The sequence below is a fragment of the Pseudomonas sp. MDT1-16 genome, from assembly GCF_054898115.1.
The window spans coordinates 2841466-2857483 of sequence record NZ_CM142717.1; the positions used below are offsets into that span (position 1 = coordinate 2841466).

A 16018-nucleotide genomic window follows, 5' to 3' on the forward strand; every position below is an offset into this window, starting at 1 on the left:
GCTTCGCGCAGATATCCACTCGTCATCACGCTTAACCCCAGGGTGACACGCCGCTGGAGGCGTGAAGACTCAAGTCTTGATCACGTACCCATAGGCGCGAATGCGGCCACCTTCCTGTTTCAAGTACACGCCCTGGAGTTCAGGCGTGAAGCCAGGCAGAGAGTTGATACCTTCCTCCAGCGCCAGGAAGTACTTGAGCACCGCACCCCCCCATATTTCCCCGGGCACTACGCAGAGCACGCCGGGCGGATAGGGAAGGGCGCCTTCGGCAGCGATGCGACCTTGCGCGTCTGCCAGCGCCACCCATTCGACGTTGCCACGGATGAATTCGAACTGTGCTGCCTGAGGGTTCATGGCCTTTTTCGGGAAGTGTTCTTTGCGGAACATTGCCTTCTGCAATTGCTGGATGTTGTGGTCGCGGTAAAGGTCGTGCATCTCTTGGCAGAGTTGGCGAATGGTGTAGTTGTGATAGCGCTCCTGGTGTTGCGCATAAATGGCCGGCAACACCCGGCTCATCGGCGCGTCATCACTGATGAAACGTTCAAAGCGCGCGATCTGTGAGGCGAGATGAGTCATCTTCGCCCAGTCTTCGGCCGGGGTGAGCAGGAACAGGATCGAGTTCAGGTCGCACTTTTCCGGAACGATGCCATTCTCCCGCAGGAAGTTGGCGAGGATGCCGGCATGGATACCGAAGTCTGTGTAGCTGCCATCGACCGGGTCGATGCCTGGCGTGGTGAACAGCAACTTGCAGGGGTCGATGAAGTATTGCTTGTCGGCGTAACCGCCGAAGGCATGCCAGCGATCCTTCGGATGGAACTCGAAAAACCGGATGTCGTTGGCGATGACCTCAGTCGGATGGTCCTGCCATGGGCGTCCGTCAATGGTGTCCGGCACGAAGGGGCGGACCATGGTGCACGCTTCCAGAATCAACTTGCGCGCATCAATACCGAACTTCACGCAGTCTTCCCACAGCCGCTGGCCACTGCGCCCGGAATGGATACGCGCGTTCACATCCAGTGAGGCGAACAGCGGGTAAAAAGGGCTGGTAGACGCTTGGGACATGAAGGCGTTGTTCAGCCGTGCATGGTTGCAATAACGGGCCTGGCCCTTGATATGGCGATCTTTCTTGTGGATCTGCGAAGCCTGGGAAAATCCCGCCTGCTGTTTGTGCACCGATTGCGTGACAAAGATACCGGGGTCGTTTTCATGCAGGTCAAGCAGCAGCGGCGAGCAATCCTTCATCATCGGAATGAACTGTTCGTAGCCCACCCACGCCGAGTCAAACAGGATGTAGTCGCACAGTTTGCCGATGCGATCGACGACTTGTCTGGCGTTGTAGATGGTGCCGTCATAGGTTCCCAGCTGAATGATCGCCAGGCGAAACGGCCGTGGCAGTTGGGCCTTGTCCGGTGCGACTTCGCTGATGAGTTCGCGCAGGTAATCTTCTTCGAAACAATGGGCGTCAATCCCGCCGATGAACCCATAGGGGTTGCGCGCGGTTTCCAGGTAAACCGGGGTAGCCCCTGCCTGGATCAATGCACCTTGATGAATGGATTTGTGGTTGTTGCGGTCGAACAGCACCAGGTCGCCAGGCGTGAGCAACGCGTTGGTGACTACCTTGTTGGAGGCCGATGTGCCATTGAGTACGAAGTAGGTCTTGTCGGCGTTGAACACCTGCGCCGCGTGTTTTTGCGCCAGAAGTGCCGGACCTTCGTGGATCAGCAAGTCACCGAGCTTGACGTCGGCGTTGCACATGTCGGCGCGAAACAGGGTCTCGCCGAAGAAGTCGAAGAACTGCCGGCCAGCCGGGTGTTTGCGGAAAAACTGGCCGCCCTGGTGGCCAGGGCAGGCGAACGTAGCGTTGGCCGATTCGGTGTAGTGCTTGAGCGCGTCGAAGAAGGGCGGCAGGAGACTTTCCTCATAGGCTTTTGCCGCTGTCTCCAGCTGGTTGCCATGGTATTCGGCGTTGTTGCGCGAGGGGTCAAAAATGCCATTCACCTGAAGCAATACGTCCTGCAGGTGCTTGTAGACGTCCCGAGCGCGGTTGCCGGAACCAGGAGAGGCGACGAGGAAAATGGGGATATCGAAACCGGTTCGCTGCAGGGCGTCCAGGGCGCCCGCCATCACATCCTCGACAGAGAACACCGCAACCGCGACGTCGGTGTAGTCAGTTTGATTGAGTGAAATCACTTCTCGGGAGGTGTGGAAACAATCGAACGCGGAATCACTGGCGGCTATTTTCAGGGCTTTCATGCGGGGAAATCTCCTAGCGGACACTCACTTGTCTGCTGTTTTTCAAGAGATCAATTTACCGAGGGAGCCTTCAAGGTCCCCTGATCCAAATCATGTCGACACTGGTTATAGACCATGTTTGGCAAGGGTTATGGTTTTTCTACTCGCCGCGTCGACGCCATAAGCGCAGCGATAGACCGCCACTACGCTGCCCGGACCGCCGCCGGTGTGTCCGCTCAAGATCAGGCCGCCTGCCACCGCGCAGGCTGTTCAGGCGTGAGAGGCGAGCCGTGCGATACAAGGGAAAAAAGCATCAGTTGACTCTGGAGAGAGGAAGGTGCGTATCGCCATTGGCTTGCGCTGATCAGGCGTGCCCCAACGCAATCGCAAACGAGACCACGATCATGCACGCAAAGGCAAAGTTTAGATTCATGAAGTTTTCATCCAAAGCATGTGTGATGGCGCCATCTTGAACAGGTCACATAAAAATAAAAAATTCGGCTTCATGATTTGAATCATCAAAAGAATTGATGTCCGGTGGGTTTGTGTTTATCCCGCGCATTGACTAGTCTCGCACAAACACGCAATTTCACGCAATTTCACGCAATTTCACGCAATTTCACGCAATTTCACGCAATTTCACGCAATTTCACGCAATTTCACGCAATTTCACGCAAAAACAGGCAAAAGCATGCGCGCCCAACACTCAGCCGCCGAGCTCCCTCATCTGCGCCGGCAAAAAATCCTGCTGATCCTCGAACGTGACGGCAAGGTCATGGCCTCCGAGCTGAGCCAGCATTTCGCGGTGTCCGAAGACACCATTCGCCGTGATCTGGCGGAGCTGGCCACCGCCGGGCTGGTGCAGCGAGTGCACGGCGGGGCACTGCCGCGACCCAAGGACACCGGCAAGGATTTTTTCACCCGCGTCAGCGAAACCGATGAAGTGAAAACACACTTGGCGCAACTCGCCGCACGCCAGGTACAGGACGGCCAGATTGTGATTTTCGATTCGGGGAGTACGACGCTGCAGATCGCCCGATCGCTACCGTCGGACATTTCCATTACGGCCGTCACCGCCTCGCCGATGATCGCGATCACCCTGGCCGAATACAAAGGCATCACGGTGATTCTGGCCGGCGGGCAACTCAATCCCGCGACTATGTCAGCCAGCGGGCATGAAACTCTGCGGCTGATCGAGGGCATCAAGGCTGATCTGCTGTTCACCGGGGTCTGCGCGATTCACCCGGAAGTCGGTATCAGCTCCCTGCATTTCGACGAGGTGCTGGTCAAACAGGCGATGCTCGCCAGTGCCTCCCATGTCGTTGCCGTCACCACCGCCGACAAGCTGGGGGCGATGGAGCCGTTCGTGGTCGCACCGTGTCAGCGCATCCATACCCTGATCACCGAGCGTCATGTGGCGTCGGGCAATGTCGAGGACTATCAAAAGCTCGGGATCGAGGTGGTGCAGGTGGAGGTGTGAAGAATCCATGACGGGTTTTTACTGTCCGGAGCCCAAAAGGGAGCTCCGGGTTCTGCCTGCAAAAAAAACCGGGCGTTTATGGCGTCCCGAACATTGCCGTCCAGTAAATCCCCGAATCACTCTTCGGATCTACCGCATACGCAGCCCCCAACTCCCGGTACTGCGGGTTCATCAGGTTCGCGCAGTGACCGGCGCTGGACACCCAGCCATCGACCACCTTGCGCACAGAGTCTTGCCCGGCAGTGATGTTCTCGCCGATCTGCCCGCCGCTGTAACCCGCCAGTTCAGCCCGGTCACCCGGCGTACGACCATCGCGGTCCTTGTGATCGAAGTAATTGTTGTTGGCCATTGACCGGGAGTGCTCCTCGGCCGCGGTCGCGAGCGTGACGTTCCAGGTGAGTGGCGTGGTGGCGGCAAAGGATTGCGTGCCGCACTGGCGCGGCTGGGTGCGCGCGGCGTTGAGCTCGGCCAGCAGCTTCTGGCCTTCCGCCTGCCAGTCGCCCAGGCGAGCGCTCAACAGCGGTCGTGCCAGCACGATGCGCCACTCGCGGTCCTGGTGGCTCACGCCGACATCGACGAACTGTGGGTCCAACACGATCTGGCAAAAACTTTCCTGAATGGCTTTCATCGCCGACGGCGCATCGCGCGGCCCGGACAGGCTGATCGCCTGTACGTTCTTCATCGGATAACCCGAGGTCGCCATCGCCTGCTGCAGATTGCCGATGCTGGTGGCGGACAGCGCCAGCCGTGGGTCGGCTGCCAGCGGTGGCAGTTCCTGCGAGACCTGACCCGCGCAACGCTGCACCTGGCTGCGGTAGACGTTGATCGAATCAATCAGTTGTTTCTCGTCGGCCGCCAACGCATTCACGGCGAACAACAGACCCAGTGACAACGTGGCAAAACGCGTAACGGATGATTTGAAACGCATGGAAATCCCCTTGAGCTGACTGCGCCCATGATGCGCGATTTCACCCCCGCGAGCGCAATGCCTTTCGCGCCCAAATACAGTTTTTTTTGTCCGTCTGTAGGAATGATTTTTCGCAACTACAATCAAGCAAAGTCGCCAGCGTGGCGTGCTCCCGGTTCAGTCGGAAGGGTTGGTCATGCGAGTTATCTGGATAGCCGCCTGCTTCGCAATAACCCTTCTCTTCGGCCACGCCACTGCATCTGAGCAGGAGCAAAAAAAGGAAGTGGCTGAAGACAAGGCCGAGGCCCTTGAACATAAAGCGGCGGAGAAGGGCACCGATGTACCGGTACCCCAGTCCGAAACCATCACCACGTCCGAAGTTCAGGCGGTCGATCCGGCCGGTCAGTCGCCTATGGACGATGCAATTACCTGTCTGGCCCGTTCCATTTACTGGGAAGCCAAAGGCAAATCGTCCGCCGACATGGAAGCCGTCGCCAGCGTCGTCATGAATCGACTGGGCCATGAGGGATTTCCGGCCACGGTGTGCGCCGTGGTCAAGCAGGGGTCTGAAACCAAGAATTGTCAGTTTTCGTGGTGGTGTGATGGACGCTCGGATCAGGTCCAGGAAGAAACCCAATACGCGACCGGCAAGGAAATCGCGCGCAAAGCGCTCAACAAACAACTGAACGACCGAACCCACGGCGCGATCTATTTCCACGACCGGAATGTGAAACCCAATTGGGCCAGGAAGTACATCAAGACCACCGAGACCTCGATGTTCCTCTTTTATAAGCCGCGTGGTGGGTCGGCGCGGTAGAACTACTTAACGGAGCGTGCTCAAAGTTTATAGCCGATCTGTCGCAACAGGTTCTTGCGCCACAGGATGTCCTCCTCGTCTTCAATGCCACTGGCACAGAAGCCATCCACGACGCCCAGAATCGCTCGCCCTTGTTCCGTCTCGGCGAGAATCACTTCAGTCGGATTGGCCGTTGCACAATAAATACGGCACACCTCTGGCACCATTTTGACGGTGTTCAACACGTTTAGCGGATAGAAACCATCGCCGAGGAAGATGATGAAGCTATGCCCTGCGGCGATGGCTTGCGCATTCTTCAGGGCCAGTTCGATCATGGCGCTATCGGTGCCAGACCCCCTTACCAGGCATTTGCCGGAGGCTTCGCAAAAGGCCACGCCAAAGCGGATACCTGGCACGGCATTGACCAATGCTTCGTGGATGTCCTCGACGGACTTGATGAAGTGCGTCTGACCAAAAATGAAATTCGTCGCTTCCGGTTTATCGATTTTCAACGTGATGAGTTGCATTTCAAACGCCTCCTTTCACGATGTTGCTACCAGGGGCTGGCCACACATCAAGCATAGCTACTCATAGGCTAATGCCTGTCAGTTAACGTAGATCTTGAGCCTGGTGAACACTCTGTGGCGAGGGGGCAAGCCTCCTCGCCACAGTCGAGCTCCCTGACCACAGGTTTCTCGCTAGTTTGTGTCGGCCTTACAGTTCCATCCCCAAAAAGATCAGCGTATTGCCATGTGCCTCAGCCGCTGCGCGCTGGTTGTAGCTGTCGCGGTGCGAGCAGTTGAAGCCATGTTCGGCTTCCGGATACACGACAATCTCCACGTTATCGTTGGTATCGAAACGCTCGGCGATTTTTTCCACGGCCTCCAACGGAATGTGGCTGTCCTGCTCACCGAAGTGCATCAGCAGCGGCACCTCGATTTCATCGGCCCGGTCCAATTGATTCTGGATCCCTCCGCCGTAGTAGGCGATTGCCACGTCCACCAGCCCATTGGCGGCGGTGTGGTACGAGAGCAAGCCACCGAAACAGAAACCGATAGAAGCAATGCCGCCGTCCAGGCCGGGCTGGGCTTTCAAGGCGTCGATGGCCAGTTCGATATCTTTCTGCGCCTTGCCGATGTCGGTGGCGTTCATCAATTCGACGGCGCGTTTCCAGCCAGCTTCGTCGTAGCCCAGTTCGATGCGCGGGCCGCTGCGCCAGAACAGGTCCGGTGCAATCACCAGGTAGCCGTCGGCCGCGTATTGCTCGACGACCGAGCGGATGTGTTCATTCACGCCGAAGATTTCCTGGATCAACACGATCCCCGGGCCTTTGCGGGTGTGCGGAATTGCCAGGTAAGCGCCGAATTTACCGTCGGGGCTGTCGATCTCGATCCATTGGGTGGTCACGCTCATGGTGGCTCCTGTCTTCGCATGTGAGTGGGGTGAAGCTTATTGGGGTTGTGTGGCCTGGAAGCTTGGGAGTGCCTGCATACGTTACGATTGCTCCGTTCTTGTGGAGTTCGAGGCATTATCGACGTGCTGGTGTTTAGCGATTATCACGACGCCAGAAAAATCGAGCCAGCAGCGCATCGAGGCTGAGCTTGCCGGCACCCGAGAGCAACAGCGGCGTAAAGGCCGCAAGGTAGATCAGCGGCAGTTTGAAGTTGCCGTGACCCTTGTTGCTGATGGCGTAACCCTGAGCAAGCTCACTCAATGTAGACCAATCGGCGGGCCAGTGAACGGCAGCGGTCGCGACGACCGTGACCACGGTCAAAATGATTGCCGAGATCCGCGTTCCCAGGCCGACCAGTATGGCCAGGGCGCAGATCAGTTCGGCCCACATCGACAGTTCCCAGTTCAGCGTGGCCGGAACGTGGTTGAAGGGAAACGGGAAGCTGTCCTGAATATCGGCGAACCAGTTGAATTTTTCCAGGCCGGACTCGAAGAACTCCCAGGCGAGAAACACCCGCAGAGTCAGCGGTGCGATCCAGCTGCCGGCACGGTCGAGGTTCAGGTGCAGGCCTTTCACGGCCGATGAGAGTGAGGTGGTCATGGGCTTGATCTCCGTTCAGTCAGGGGAGTGGGGCAGCGGCGTGCCCCACGCGGGGGTTACTCGCCGGCGCCACACTTGCCTTCGCCACATTTACCTTCCGCCGGTTTTTCTGCCGTGTCAGCCTGGGCCTGGCTGTAACCGTGGGCCAGTTGTTTCATGGTGATACTCCGTAGCATTGAGTGAGTTGAGCGCTTTGATCGGCGAAGCCAATCGACAGTCACATTTCATCAAGCAGGTGTATCTGCGATGTGTCTTTGGCGCGGGGTTTTAGGGGCGGGGTGTGTCGGGGGCGCGGCTGTACACACTCTGATACGTAACCCCTGAAATTTCTCAGCCAGACCGCAGCCCTGTAGCAGCTGCCGAGCCTGCGAGGCTGCGTTCGGCTGCGAAGCAGTCGTGAAATCGATCGACTTGGTAGTTCAGGTAAATCGCGTAAATAGGGTTTACGACTGCTTCGCAGCCGACGCAGCCTCGCTGGAGCTCGACAGCTGCTACAGAGCCGATCGCAGAGCTGCTACGGGTTTGGCCGATGGCATGGTACAAAACTGTGATCCGGCCCCGACCAGTGGCGTCTAGCGTCAGTGTCCCCGCAATCCCATGGGGCGAGACTTCGGAACCCGGCATGCAAGCGCTGTTGAACGAGATCCTTGACGCAGTACGTCCCTTGATCGGCCAGGGCAAGGTGGCTGACTACATTCCCGCCCTTGGCACGGTGCCGGCCGATCAGCTGGGCATTGCGGTGTATGGCAATGACGGCGAACTGTATTGCGCCGGCGATGCCCACACGCCGTTCTCGGTGCAGAGTATGTCCAAGGTGTTCAGTCTGGTGCAGGCCATCGAACACTCCGGCGAGGCCATATGGGAACGCCTGGGTCACGAGCCTTCCGGCCAACCGTTCAATTCGCTGGTGCAACTGGAGTTTGAGCGCGGGCGCCCGCGCAATCCCTTCATCAACGCCGGTGCGCTGGTGATCTGCGACATCAACCAGTCGCGCTTTGCCGCGCCGGCGTTGTCCATGCGCGACTTTGTCCGCCGGCTGTCCGGCAACCCGCAAGTCATGGTGGATGGCAAGGTCGCCGAGTCCGAATACCTGCATCGCGCGCGCAACGCTGCGATGGCTTATCTGATGCAATCGTTCGGCAATTTTCATAACGACGTCGAAGCGGTGCTGCGCAGTTACTTCAGCCATTGCGCGCTACGCATGACCTGCGTGGATCTGGCCCGGGCGTTCTGTTTTCTGGCCAACGACGGTTTCTGCAAACACAGCGGCGAACAGATCCTCAGCGCCCGCCAGACCCAGCAGGTCAACTCGATCATGGCCACCAGCGGCCTCTACGATGAAGCCGGCAACTTTGCCTACCGCGTCGGTTTGCCCGGCAAGAGCGGCGTGGGCGGGGGAATTGTCGCAGTGGTGCCGGGGCAATTCACGGTGTGCGTCTGGTCACCGGAGTTGAACACCGCCGGCAACTCCCTCGCGGGCATGGCCGCGCTGGAGTTGCTGAGTCAGCGGATTGGCTGGTCGGTGTTCTAGACACGGTGGTGCCGGGTCACAGTGGTCTTTTAGCGTAGGGGGTGACGGGTTGCCGGGTTTTCGATTCCGGTCAGGCGTGCGGGTAATGACGCTCCAGGGATTTTCCTATACATTTTCCGGCCGCCCATTGCATGGTGAAACCGCTTCATGTCCCTTGCGCTCGAACGTCTAGTCGCTGGCACGCCGATCCCTTTCGCCGGGAATCGTGTCTCTGTGGTCAGCCCCGAACTGGCCGCGCGCTTTAAGCCCGGGGACCATTTGCTGGTGGAGCAGGTCAGCGGCGAGTTGTTGCTGATCCCGGTGGCTGACCAGCAAGCGGCGGCCATTGCTATCGAGCGTGCCGAAGCGGCTTTCAGCGCAATGTCCGCGGTCTCGGATCAAGCCATCAGCGAGTTCTTTGATCGCTTCGCGCAACGCCTGGAAGATCCTGACTGCTGGGCTTTGATCGAAGCCGCCAACCTGGCCGACATCGAGCGGGCCAAGGCCCGCGGACGTTCCACCACACGGCTTCTGGCGGATGAACGCATGCGCGGTGACATGATCGTCGGCCTCAGGGCCTGGCGCGATGCGTCTGCCACGCGCGGCAACGTGGTCAGTTGCGTCGAGCATGACGGCTGGAAAGTCGAGCAAGTGGTCTCGCCCTTGGGCATCGTCGCTTTCGTCTTCGAGGGCCGACCGAACGTCTTTGCCGACGCCGCCGGTGTGTTGCGCACGGGTAACACGGCGGTGCTGCGCATCGGCAGCGATGCGTTGGGCACGGCGCAAGCCATCGTCACCCACGCGCTGAATCCGGCACTGAGCGACGCCGGGTTGCCGACTGGCGCGGTGTCGCTGGTGGAAAGCGTCAATCACGCCGCCGGCTGGGCGATGTTCGCCGACCGGCGCCTGTCGCTGGCGGTGGCCCGGGGTTCGGGTCGTGCCGTCAGCCAACTGGGTAGCATCGCCCAACAGGCCGGCACCGCCGTCAGCCTGCACGGCACTGGTGGCGCCTGGCTGATCGCCGACAAGGTAGCGGACGCCAAGCGCTTTGCCGCGGTGGTGCGCAACTCGCTGGATCGCAAAGTCTGCAACACCCTGAACGTCTGCCTGATCCACCGTGACCGTATCGCCGAGTTGCTGCCGCTGTTCCTGGACGCGCTGCAGCAGGCCGGCACCGCACGGGGGCAGGGCTGCAAATTGCACATCGTCGAAGGCAGCGAGCAGTACTTGCCGACCGAGTGGCAGACCGCAAGCGTTGAGGTGTACCGCGCCGAAGGCTATCAAACCGAAGCCTTGGCCGAACCGCTGCCCGAGGATCAGTTGGGCCGCGAGTGGGAATGGGAAGAAACCCCGGAAGTCAGCCTGAAGATCGTCGATGACCTGGACAGCGCCATCGCGTTGTTCAATCGCTATAGCCCGCAGTTCACCGTGTCATTGATCAGTGAGGACGCCGAGGCTCAGGAACGCTTCTACAACGCGGTCAACGCACCTTTTGTCGGCAACGGGATTACCCGTTGGGTCGACGGGCAGTACGCGCTGAACAAGCCAGAACTGGGTCTTTCGAACTGGGAGAGCGGTCGACTGTTTGCTCGCAGCGCGATTCTCTCGGGCGATGGGGTGTTTACGATCCGCAGTCGCATGACCCAGACGGATCTGTCGGTCAAACGCTGAGACGGCATCCCGACCCCAGGCGACGGCCGCACTATACTTAATGTGCGTCTGTATTGGCGTGGCGAGCACTCCAAAACGAATCAGATGTCCCTTAACGCTCGCCTGAGAGGCAGAGGGCTGTATAGCAAATAGGACGGACAGCGCATCTGATTACGTGAAGAGGGTTGCACCATGAAACTTCATTCGTTTCAACATTACTCCCAGGATCTGGAAAGGGGCGTTCACGACACGTGGATTACCGCCAGGGTGAAGTCAGCCCTGGCAATGGCCGAACCAAGCCTCGGCCTGCAAATCCATGTCAAAACCCATGGGAGCACGGTGGCGTTGAGCGGTCGCGTCAACACCCACAAACAGTGTGAGCAGGCTGTTGCTCTGGCCCGTTCGGTTCAGGGAGTCGTCGAAGTCGATGCCAGAGACTTGCTGACTCACGTGTTCACGCCTGGCACTTTTCCAGAGCCACCCAACGCCGAAGAGAGCACTGAGATTCGGCCTCAATCGTCAACCAAGATGGACGATAAATGACCCCGTCGATCGAGTCAGCGCAGCGCTCCCGTTAGCCGGGAGCGCTGCATCGATCATCTCGCGGCAAGTGGATTAAGCTTCAGGCTGCTGCTTCTACGGATCGAGTTTGAAGGGCGCAGGTGTCCAGATACTCGGCGAGCCCCACGAAACGGCGGCTGTTGGCATCCAGGGCGTCGACCGAACCGGTCTCGATGTCGTAGACCCAACCGTGCAAATTCAACAGGCCTTTCTCCTGAGCCAGGCGCACGCTTGGGTGCGTCTGGATATTGGCCAGTTGCGCGATGACATTCTCCCGAACCATTGAACTCACCTTCGCCGCATCACTCGCGTGAGGACGGGATTCGTTGATGACTTTCGCCGACTCGGCATGTTGCAACCAGCCGCTGACAGCGGGCAGGTGGTCCATGCAGGTGCACGTCGCGACGGCAGTCATGGCGCCACAGTCTGAATGCCCACAGATCACAATGTCAGTAACGCCGAGCACCGCGACCGCATATTCGACCGTGGCCGATACACCGCCGGGGTGCGGGCTGTAAGAGGGCACGATATTGCCGGCGTTGCGGATCACAAACAGTTCACCGGGTTCTTGTTGGGTCAGCAGTTCCGGCACGACACGGCTGTCGGAACAGGTGATGAACAACGTACCCGGATGCTGGGTGGTGGCCAGGTGTTTGAACAGGTCGGTGCGTTGCGGAAAGGCTTCCTTCTGGAACTTCAAAAAACCTTCGATGAGCGCTTTCATGGCGATGTCCTCATGCGTGAGTCGAATGAATATTTTGTAGCAGCTGCCGAGCCCGCGAGGCTGCGTCCGAGGCGGGCCGCGTTCGGACGAAGTCCTCGCAGAACTTAGAAAGGACGCAGTGGCAGGAACTTGCCGTCGAGGGTAATCACTGCGCGGGAGCCGCCTTCCGGGTCTTCGACTTTCTTCATGTCGAGCTTGAAGTTGATCGCACTGATGATGCCGTCGCCGAATTGTTCATGAACCAGGGCTTTCAAGGTGGTGCCGTAAATCTGGATCATTTCGTAGAAGCGATAGATGGTCGGGTCGGTCGGGACACCCGAGAGGCTTCCGCGCAACGGGATGATCTGCAGGCGGGCCACGGCGTCGGCGTCCAGGTCCAGTTTTTCGCCAATGACTTTGGCGGCGCTTTCCGGCAGTGGGTGCTGACCGAGCAGGGCGGCGGTGACGTAGGCCAGACCCAGGCCGGTGCCGTCGGTCAGGTCCTGCCAGGACAGGTTTTTACGCGCTTTTGCATCGAGGATAGACGTGGTCAGGGCCAGACTTGGGTCGTTGTAAGCGTGGGACTGTTGCATGGGGTTTCTCCTGTAGGGGTGGTATGGCTTGGGTGTGGAGCAATCTTCTGTCGATCGATCCATAGCGTCCAAGACCGATATACAATGCAACGCATAAGCACAGCCTATAGTTGGTAATTCCCCATGCTGCTACGACATTTGCGCTATTTGCTGGCGGTGGCCGACCACGGCGGTTTCACCCGTGCCGCCGAGGCGCTTCACGTCTCGCAACCGACCCTGTCCCAACAGATTCGGCAACTGGAAGAAACCCTGGGCGTGAGCCTGTTTGACCGGACCTCGCGCAGGGTGAAACCCACCGATGCGGGACAGGCCTACATCGAATGCGCTCGTCGGGTGCTGGTGGAACTGGAGGCAGGTAAACGTGCGCTGCATGACGTGAAGGACTTATCTCGCGGGACCTTGCGGCTGGCCATGACGCCAACGTTCATGGCGTACCTGGTGGGGCCGTTGGTGCGCGATTACGTGGCGCGCTTTCCGAACATCCATCTGCAGATTTTCGAGCTGTCGATGGATGACATCGAAGCCGGTCTGGTGGATGACTCACTGGACATCGCCATCGCGTTTACCCAGGTCAGAAATGCCGACATCGAGTCCATCCCGGCGTTTACCGAAACGTTGGGCGTCATGGTGGGGCGCGATCACCCGTTATACGAAAGCCAGGTGGCGTTGTCCGCTGAAGAGGTGGCGCAACTGCAATTCGCGCTGTTGGCTCCGGACTTCGTTACCCGCACCCGCATTGACGCGTACTTTGCCCAGGAGCAGATCACGCCGAGCGTGGTGATCGAGGTCAACTCGGTGAGCACCTTGCTGGAAGTCATTCGGCACACGGCCATCGCCACTATCCTTCCGGAGCCCATTGCCACCCAGGACCGCGCGTTGCGCAAAATCCCGTTGCTGGGTGAAGCGCCCAAAAGAGGGGCCGCGCTGCTTCGACGCAAAAACAACTATCACAGTGCGGCGTCGGTGGCGTTTATGGAGCTGGTGTTGGGTGCGGCTACCGGTGAGTCGACGACGTCAGTCATCCATTGATTGGCACATGCCATTGGGCGTCTTGCCAGTGGAGGACACCGTGACCGATTCATCATCGGCGAGGATGATCGAGATTGTGTAGCCCGAACCCTTGGCTTCGAAGCGGCGATCGTTGATGGCTTTGGTGGCGGCTTCCTTGCTGTTGATTAATACCGGCCCGTCCTGATCCGCCTGGACGACGATGTTTCCGGGGCAGTCCATATTGAATGAGGGAACTCCGGGGACGCTGTTTGCATGGGCAGCACTGGCCATCACCAGCAACAGCAAGCCCGTCAGATGTTTTTTCATCGCAAACCTCCAATGATCCAGTGCGCACGGTTAACGATAGCGTTGTTTGGTGCGCACGAGGCAAACAAAAAGGCCCCGCTCGATGTGACGAGCGGGGCCTTTTTATGGAGGGGTGTGGAATAAAACCCCTGGGAGGTATCAGGAGAACCGATCAATCACCCGAACTTCGTTCTGGTTCTGCATCGATGCCCACGCCTGTTTCAGCGTTTGCAGAACATGACCGATGAAGTCCTTGTCGGCCGCGGCTTTCTTGCCGACATAGCCTTGGCCGCGACGGTACATCTTCAGTCGGGCGAGCAGGTTCTGGTTGTTCTTGTCGAACTCCGCTTCATGGGCGTGAGGCGACAGGCAGTCGATATGCACCTGGCCCGACTTGCTGATCCACAGAATATGGCTGTCATGGCTGTCTTTTTGCGCAGCGAACAGATGAGCCAGTTCATCGATAGTGGGTTGATTGTTCAGATTCATAGTAAGCCCCTTGACCATTTGGTGATCTTTCAAAGTTGATTCGCTAATACAGGTAGCCCATCGGTTAGTTGATCCCTGGCACCGAAACCAGGACGTCAGCGGTCGGCCGCCAAATTGACGGGGTCACGCATCTGTTGCATGTAGTCGTGTTGAATAACTGCTACGCAATAGCGTCACAACGAGGAGAAGCAGCGAAAACCTTCAGGCCACTGCCGACATTTTCAGGGTCGGCCACAAGCTTCATGAGGATTGATCGCCAGCGTTTCTCGTCCTTGTACTGGACGTTCAGGCCAGGTCAGCTTCTTCAATCTGCCTTGTGGGCAGCGTGTATCCGGGAAAAACAGCTCGGCGGTCAGACGAGCTTGTTCAAACGTGTTGCCTGTACTCCCGATCGGGGAGATGTCTGCATCATGCAAGGGCAAATCGGACGCGTCAACGGTTTTGTAGTGATTATTTTTGGTCACTACATCTTGTCGGACAAAGTCGTTTGGAATTAAAAAGCGCGATCGGAAGGCGCCAGTCAGGACGATGGCGGCGATATCTGGAATCGGTAAAAGGTGCAGGGATAACCGTCTACTGATAGCTGATGCAGGGTGAACTCGCCATGGGTGAGATTAGCTATGACCCGGGCCCAGAACGCCCGCGCAGGCTGGTTCGCGTCGAGGTGGAAAATTTGCCATTGACCGGGGAACCGGCTCAAGAGGGTGGAAACGACGAATTTCGCGACGCCTTGGCCACGAAAGCGTCGACTGACAAAAAAGTAGCCAATGTTGTGCTCGGCGCCGTGGGTATGGATTTCGTCGTCCACGGTCACGAAACCGGCCAATTCGCCGTCGACCTTGATCAGAAACGGTCTGGTTGCGGGCTTGCGCCAGTAACCCGGTTTAGGCTGTGCATTGAAGAAGCCATGCTCCCCGAGCTTCAGCGGCAGCCACTCGCTGAAGTCATACAGATAGAACTGCATCAGGTTTTCAATCGTTTCCAGTTCGTCGCGCTGGGCAGCGTGCAGTTCTATCAAGGGCATGCGGGGGGCTCCTGAGGCACTCAGTGCGGGGCGAAATCGTATTTCCCACCTTTTTTCAGTGCGGCTTGATAGGCCGGGCGAGCCTGGAAGCGTGCAATCCAGGACGCTATATGAGGATAGTCGCCGAGCTTGCCCTGGGCTCTGGCGATCTCGCCGATAAAACTCATCTGGATGTCGGCGGCGCTGCACTCATCGCCCAGCAGGTAATCGGACTGGCTCAGCGCCGTGTCGAGGTAGCCCAGGTAGTTGGCCACCTCCGAGTCGATCCGCGGATGCAACGGCGCGCCGGCGTCACCAAGACGCCCCACGTACAGGTTCAACATCAGTGGCAACATGGCCGAACCTTCGGCGAAATGCAGCCACTGCACGTATTCATCATAGGCGGGGGTGGACGGATCGGGTTGCAGGCGCCCGTCGCCATGGCGGCGAATCATGTAGTCGATGATCGCGGAGGACTCGATCAGCTTCTGCGCGCCATCTTCTATGACCGGTGATTTACCCAGGGCATTGATCGCTTTCAATTCCGGCGGTGCCAGGTTGGTCTTCGGGTCGCGCTGATAACGTTTCAGCTCGTAAGGGATCGCCAGTTCTTCCAGCAACCAGAGAATCCGCTGGGAACGGGAGTTGTTCAGGTGATGCACGATAATCATGGTCGATGCCTTATCAGAAAGTGGGGCTGTCGCTGGGCTTGAAGAACAGTAGACCTTTTTAGCTCGCTCGAAGT

At 58.5% G+C, this 16018-nt stretch carries 18 protein-coding genes; 6 read left to right on the forward strand and 12 right to left on the reverse strand.

Annotation, left to right across the window (positions count from 1 at the left end; genetic code table 11):
* Positions 1-69: 69 nt before the first annotated feature.
* On the reverse strand, positions 70-2253 hold the full coding sequence (gene speF / locus ACYZT3_RS12965) for an ornithine decarboxylase SpeF (protein ID WP_462032220.1): 2184 nt from the start codon (positions 2251-2253) through the stop codon (positions 70-72).
* Between the two features lie 670 nt (positions 2254-2923).
* Here speF and ACYZT3_RS12970 point away from each other — a divergent pair.
* Entirely contained in the window at positions 2924-3712 is a 789-nt protein-coding gene (locus ACYZT3_RS12970; protein WP_462032221.1) for a DeoR/GlpR family DNA-binding transcription regulator, read from the forward strand.
* A 76-nt stretch (positions 3713-3788) separates the two neighbouring features.
* Here ACYZT3_RS12970 and ACYZT3_RS12975 read toward each other — a convergent pair whose 3' ends face one another.
* Positions 3789-4640, reverse strand: coding sequence for a CAP domain-containing protein (locus ACYZT3_RS12975; RefSeq protein ID WP_462032222.1), 852 nt, complete (start codon positions 4638-4640; stop codon positions 3789-3791).
* 175 nt (positions 4641-4815) lie between these two features.
* On the opposite strand from ACYZT3_RS12975, the gene ACYZT3_RS12980 reads away from it, so the two are divergent.
* Positions 4816-5436: a cell wall hydrolase gene (locus ACYZT3_RS12980; RefSeq protein WP_282381500.1), complete on the forward strand. Its 621-nt coding sequence runs from the start codon at positions 4816-4818 to the stop codon at positions 5434-5436.
* 20 nt (positions 5437-5456) lie between these two features.
* On the opposite strand, the gene ACYZT3_RS12985 is transcribed toward ACYZT3_RS12980, so the two are convergent.
* The 4 genes from ACYZT3_RS12985 to ACYZT3_RS13000 form a co-directional block, all read right to left on the reverse strand.
* Positions 5457-5942 carry an adenosine-specific kinase gene (locus tag ACYZT3_RS12985; protein ID WP_282381498.1) on the reverse strand — a complete coding sequence of 162 codons (486 nt, stop codon included), beginning with the start codon at positions 5940-5942 and terminating at the stop codon, positions 5457-5459.
* 187 nt (positions 5943-6129) lie between these two features.
* Positions 6130-6828, reverse strand: coding sequence for a dienelactone hydrolase family protein (locus ACYZT3_RS12990; protein WP_462032223.1), 699 nt, complete (start codon positions 6826-6828; stop codon positions 6130-6132).
* A gap of 133 nt (positions 6829-6961) precedes the next feature.
* Positions 6962-7468: an HvfX family Cu-binding RiPP maturation protein gene (locus ACYZT3_RS12995; RefSeq protein ID WP_462032224.1), complete on the reverse strand. Its 507-nt coding sequence runs from the start codon at positions 7466-7468 to the stop codon at positions 6962-6964.
* A 56-nt stretch (positions 7469-7524) separates the two neighbouring features.
* Positions 7525-7626, reverse strand: coding sequence for an HvfA family oxazolone/thioamide-modified RiPP metallophore (locus ACYZT3_RS13000; RefSeq protein ID WP_449646148.1), 102 nt, complete (start codon positions 7624-7626; stop codon positions 7525-7527).
* 464 nt (positions 7627-8090) lie between these two features.
* Between ACYZT3_RS13000 and glsB the strand changes: the two genes are divergently transcribed.
* From glsB to ACYZT3_RS13015, 3 genes are all read left to right on the forward strand, one after another.
* Complete coding sequence (gene glsB, locus ACYZT3_RS13005; protein WP_461964326.1) at positions 8091-8999, forward strand: glutaminase B; 909 nt, start codon at positions 8091-8093, stop codon at positions 8997-8999.
* 147 nt (positions 9000-9146) lie between these two features.
* Complete coding sequence (locus ACYZT3_RS13010; protein ID WP_462032225.1) at positions 9147-10649, forward strand: aldehyde dehydrogenase family protein; 1503 nt, start codon at positions 9147-9149, stop codon at positions 10647-10649.
* A gap of 171 nt (positions 10650-10820) precedes the next feature.
* Positions 10821-11171, forward strand: a complete 351-nt coding sequence (locus ACYZT3_RS13015; RefSeq protein WP_282381488.1) for a BON domain-containing protein — start codon at positions 10821-10823, stop codon at positions 11169-11171.
* A 79-nt stretch (positions 11172-11250) separates the two neighbouring features.
* Here the strand turns inward: ACYZT3_RS13015 and ACYZT3_RS13020 are convergent, their stop codons facing one another.
* Positions 11251-11913, reverse strand: a complete 663-nt coding sequence (locus tag ACYZT3_RS13020) for a carbonic anhydrase (protein ID WP_462032226.1) — start codon at positions 11911-11913, stop codon at positions 11251-11253.
* A gap of 104 nt (positions 11914-12017) precedes the next feature.
* Positions 12018-12485 (reverse strand): cyanase, encoded by a 468-nt coding sequence (cynS, locus tag ACYZT3_RS13025; protein WP_201112519.1) that lies wholly within the window; start codon positions 12483-12485, stop codon positions 12018-12020.
* Positions 12486-12608: 123 nt separating this feature from the next.
* Here cynS and cynR point away from each other — a divergent pair, with 123 nt between their 5' ends.
* Positions 12609-13514, forward strand: a complete 906-nt coding sequence (cynR, locus tag ACYZT3_RS13030; RefSeq protein ID WP_462032227.1) for a transcriptional regulator CynR — start codon at positions 12609-12611, stop codon at positions 13512-13514.
* Here the strand turns inward: cynR and ACYZT3_RS13035 are convergent.
* The 4 genes from ACYZT3_RS13035 to ACYZT3_RS13050 form a co-directional block, all read right to left on the reverse strand.
* Positions 13500-13802, reverse strand: coding sequence for a hypothetical protein (locus ACYZT3_RS13035; RefSeq protein WP_282381478.1), 303 nt, complete (start codon positions 13800-13802; stop codon positions 13500-13502). The two genes, cynR and ACYZT3_RS13035, sit on opposite strands and share 15 nt — an antisense overlap.
* A 138-nt stretch (positions 13803-13940) precedes the next feature.
* The gene (locus ACYZT3_RS13040; RefSeq protein WP_462032228.1) at positions 13941-14270 is read right to left on the reverse strand and encodes a hypothetical protein; all 330 of its coding nucleotides are present in this window, start codon (positions 14268-14270) and stop codon (positions 13941-13943) included.
* A gap of 520 nt (positions 14271-14790) precedes the next feature.
* Positions 14791-15294, reverse strand: a complete 504-nt coding sequence (locus tag ACYZT3_RS13045) for a GNAT family N-acetyltransferase (protein ID WP_462032229.1) — start codon at positions 15292-15294, stop codon at positions 14791-14793.
* Positions 15295-15314: 20 nt separating this feature from the next.
* Entirely contained in the window at positions 15315-15944 is a 630-nt protein-coding gene (locus tag ACYZT3_RS13050) for a glutathione S-transferase family protein (protein WP_282381472.1), read from the reverse strand.
* Positions 15945-16018 lie beyond the last annotated feature (74 nt).

What these genes read in the sequence shown, in the direction of transcription:
- ACYZT3_RS12980 (WP_282381500.1), top strand. Translation starts at nt 4,816, where the DNA reads ATGCGAGTTATCTGGATAGCCGCCTGCTTCGCAATAACCCTTCTCTTC.
- ACYZT3_RS12975 (WP_462032222.1), bottom strand. Translation starts at nt 4,640, where the DNA reads ATGCGTTTCAAATCATCCGTTACGCGTTTTGCCACGTTGTCACTGGGT.
- speF (WP_462032220.1), bottom strand. Translation starts at nt 2,253, where the DNA reads ATGAAAGCCCTGAAAATAGCCGCCAGTGATTCCGCGTTCGATTGTTTC.
- ACYZT3_RS12990 (WP_462032223.1), bottom strand. Translation starts at nt 6,828, where the DNA reads ATGAGCGTGACCACCCAATGGATCGAGATCGACAGCCCCGACGGTAAA.
- ACYZT3_RS13050 (WP_282381472.1), bottom strand. Translation starts at nt 15,944, where the DNA reads ATGATTATCGTGCATCACCTGAACAACTCCCGTTCCCAGCGGATTCTC.
- ACYZT3_RS13035 (WP_282381478.1), bottom strand. Translation starts at nt 13,802, where the DNA reads ATGAAAAAACATCTGACGGGCTTGCTGTTGCTGGTGATGGCCAGTGCT.
- ACYZT3_RS12985 (WP_282381498.1), bottom strand. Translation starts at nt 5,942, where the DNA reads ATGCAACTCATCACGTTGAAAATCGATAAACCGGAAGCGACGAATTTC.
- ACYZT3_RS13020 (WP_462032226.1), bottom strand. Translation starts at nt 11,913, where the DNA reads ATGAAAGCGCTCATCGAAGGTTTTTTGAAGTTCCAGAAGGAAGCCTTT.
- ACYZT3_RS13045 (WP_462032229.1), bottom strand. Translation starts at nt 15,294, where the DNA reads ATGCCCTTGATAGAACTGCACGCTGCCCAGCGCGACGAACTGGAAACG.
- glsB (WP_461964326.1), top strand. Translation starts at nt 8,091, where the DNA reads ATGCAAGCGCTGTTGAACGAGATCCTTGACGCAGTACGTCCCTTGATC.
- ACYZT3_RS13015 (WP_282381488.1), top strand. Translation starts at nt 10,821, where the DNA reads ATGAAACTTCATTCGTTTCAACATTACTCCCAGGATCTGGAAAGGGGC.
- ACYZT3_RS12995 (WP_462032224.1), bottom strand. Translation starts at nt 7,468, where the DNA reads ATGACCACCTCACTCTCATCGGCCGTGAAAGGCCTGCACCTGAACCTC.
- ACYZT3_RS13010 (WP_462032225.1), top strand. Translation starts at nt 9,147, where the DNA reads ATGTCCCTTGCGCTCGAACGTCTAGTCGCTGGCACGCCGATCCCTTTC.
- ACYZT3_RS12970 (WP_462032221.1), top strand. Translation starts at nt 2,924, where the DNA reads ATGCGCGCCCAACACTCAGCCGCCGAGCTCCCTCATCTGCGCCGGCAA.
- cynS (WP_201112519.1), bottom strand. Translation starts at nt 12,485, where the DNA reads ATGCAACAGTCCCACGCTTACAACGACCCAAGTCTGGCCCTGACCACG.
- cynR (WP_462032227.1), top strand. Translation starts at nt 12,609, where the DNA reads ATGCTGCTACGACATTTGCGCTATTTGCTGGCGGTGGCCGACCACGGC.
- ACYZT3_RS13040 (WP_462032228.1), bottom strand. Translation starts at nt 14,270, where the DNA reads ATGAATCTGAACAATCAACCCACTATCGATGAACTGGCTCATCTGTTC.
- ACYZT3_RS13000 (WP_449646148.1), bottom strand. Translation starts at nt 7,626, where the DNA reads ATGAAACAACTGGCCCACGGTTACAGCCAGGCCCAGGCTGACACGGCA.